The sequence below is a fragment of the Nocardia sp. NPDC003345 genome, assembly GCF_053589395.1.
In genome coordinates this window covers 1-2,091 of record NZ_JBSFRU010000548.1, presented here as the reverse complement: position 1 = coordinate 2,091, position 2,091 = coordinate 1, and the positions used below count along the sequence as shown (strand labels likewise).

Sequence of the window (2,091 nt, the reverse complement as noted above, 5' to 3'; positions counted from 1 at the left end):
GGGAGTGAAGACCCGGGGTTAATAGGGCCCCACCCTCGAGCGGCGGAGCCGCTCCGAAATCACGGGTAGGGGTCGCTGTCTCGGGCCGTGCGTAGCGCCCGACCCCACCAAGCAAGCTGGGTGAGCAACCGTTGCGCACCGTCGACGGCCGCGCCGTCTCCGGTTTCCCCGGCGGCGTCGAATTGTTTGCGCGCGCGATGGAAACTCACCGATTCACGCATCGACACCATGTGGATCTCCGCGACCACCTGGCGCAGTTGTTCCACCGCGCGGAGGCCGCCGGAGAGTCCGCCGTAGGAGACGAAACCGATCGGTTTACCTCGCCATTCGTATTTCGCGCTGTCCAGCGCGGTTTTCAACGAGGCGGGGTAGCCGTGGTTGTATTCGGAGGTGACCGCGACGAATACGTCGGCGGCGGCCAGCCGGTCCCGGAAGAGCTGGGTCGCGGCGGTTTCGGTGAGGTCGGTGGGCAGGCCGATCTCCATCAGGTCCAGGACACCGGTCTCGAATTCGGGCCGGGTCCGGGCGGTGCGCACGAACCAGTCGGCGACCACGGGGGCGAAACGCCCGGGCCGGACGCTGGCGACGATCACCTCGAGGCGAAGCGGCGTATCCACGGCACGAGCCTATCCGCCCCGGGCCGTGGATCCGGTTCACGGCAGGTCGAAGGGCAGGGCGATACCGGCGTGTGCCCGGCAGTGGTCACAGGTTCCGGTATCGGAGACCCCGCTCACCGCTCGGCGGATGAGTTCTTTGAAGGGTCCGATATTGCGTTCGAATTCGGCGAAGACCTCCGATGCCTTGACGCCTTCGCCTTCGGTGACCCCGGCATCCAGGTCGGTGACCAGGGCGACGGCGGCGTAACACATCTCCAGTTCCCGGGCGAGCACGGCCTCCGGATAGCCGGTCATATTCACCAGCTCCCAGCCCTGTGCCGCGTACCAGCGGCTTTCGGCACGAGTCGAGAAGCGCGGGCCCTGAATTACCGCCATGGTGCCGTGCGGATGGACGTGGACGGCGCTGTCCGCGGACTTCACCGCGATCTCCCGCAGATCGGCGCAGTAGGGGTCGGCGAAGGAGACGTGGATGCCGTTACCGTCGAAATAGGTCTGCTCACGGCCCGAGGTGCGGTCCACCAGTTGATCGGGAATGACCACGGTGCCGGGCCCCCAGTCCGGGCGCAGGCTGCCGACCGCGCACGGCGCGAATATCCGCCGCACGCCCAGTGACCGCAGAGCCCACATATTCGCCCGGTAGGGCACCGTATGCGGTGAGTACTCGTGCCGCCCGCCGTGGCGTGGCAGGAAGGCGACCGGCCGGCCCTCGACATCGCCGACCGCGATCGGCGCGCTCGGTTCTCCGTACGGTGTCTTCACCGTGACCGCGTCCGCGGCGCCGTCGAAGAAATCGTAGAATCCACTACCGCCGATAACGGCCAGGGCGGGCCGGTCCTTGGAAGTCATAGTGCTGATTCTCCCGGGTCCGGTGCGCGGACGCACAGCGGAGGCGCACCCTGATGGACACGAGCCGGTGAGTGTACCCTATGGGGGTATAGAAGTCCTCTCGACCGGTGCAGAGGAGATGAGCGGTGACAACCGAATCCCAGCCCGCCGACCAGGCCGGCGGCGATACTTCCCACGACCACGCGACCCACGGCTACATCACGGCCAAGGACGACTACCTGAAACGGCTGCGCCGGATCGAGGGTCAGGCGCGCGGGCTGCAGCGGATGGTCGAGGAGGAGAAGTACTGCATCGATATCCTCACGCAGGTCTCCGCCATGACCAAGGCGCTGCAGGCGGTCGCGATGGGCCTGCTCGAGGACCACATCAGCCACTGTGTGGTCGATGCCGCCGTGGCGGGCGGCCCCGAGGCCGAGGCCAAGATCAAAGAAGCCACCGACGCCATCGCACGCCTCGTGCGGTCGTGATATCGGCGCGGCTTCGCCGCGCGGGGTTCGGTGTTTTCGGCGCGCTGGCGCGCGCGGGGTTCGGCCCCTCGAGCGTCTGCTGTCAGCCCTCGAGACTCGCCCCGGGCCCCCCCCCCGCCCGTGCTCACATACTAACACCGCGCCAACCCCATTTTGTTTTT

At 67.4% G+C, this 2,091-nt stretch carries 3 protein-coding genes; 1 reads left to right on the top strand and 2 read right to left on the bottom strand.

The features are described from left to right. Window positions 1-59: 59 nt before the first annotated feature. A complete protein-coding gene (locus tag ACWDU1_RS31860) occupies window positions 60-617 on the bottom strand; it encodes an NADPH-dependent FMN reductase (RefSeq protein ID WP_450004132.1) in 558 nt (185 codons plus the stop codon). A 36-nt stretch (window positions 618-653) separates the two neighbouring features. Beyond that, window positions 654-1,463, bottom strand: a complete 810-nt coding sequence (locus ACWDU1_RS31855; protein WP_450004131.1) for an S-methyl-5'-thioadenosine phosphorylase — start codon at window positions 1,461-1,463, stop codon at window positions 654-656. A gap of 125 nt (window positions 1,464-1,588) precedes the next feature. On the opposite strand from ACWDU1_RS31855, the gene ACWDU1_RS31850 reads away from it, so the two are divergent. After that, entirely contained in the window at window positions 1,589-1,930 is a 342-nt protein-coding gene (locus ACWDU1_RS31850) for a metal-sensitive transcriptional regulator (protein WP_450004130.1), read from the top strand. The last annotated feature ends 161 nt before the right edge of the window (window positions 1,931-2,091 follow it).

Coding starts and splice junctions, on each gene's coding strand:
- ACWDU1_RS31855 (WP_450004131.1), bottom strand. CDS start 1,463: ATGACTTCCAAGGACCGGCCCGCCCTGGCCGTTATCGGCGGTAGTGGA.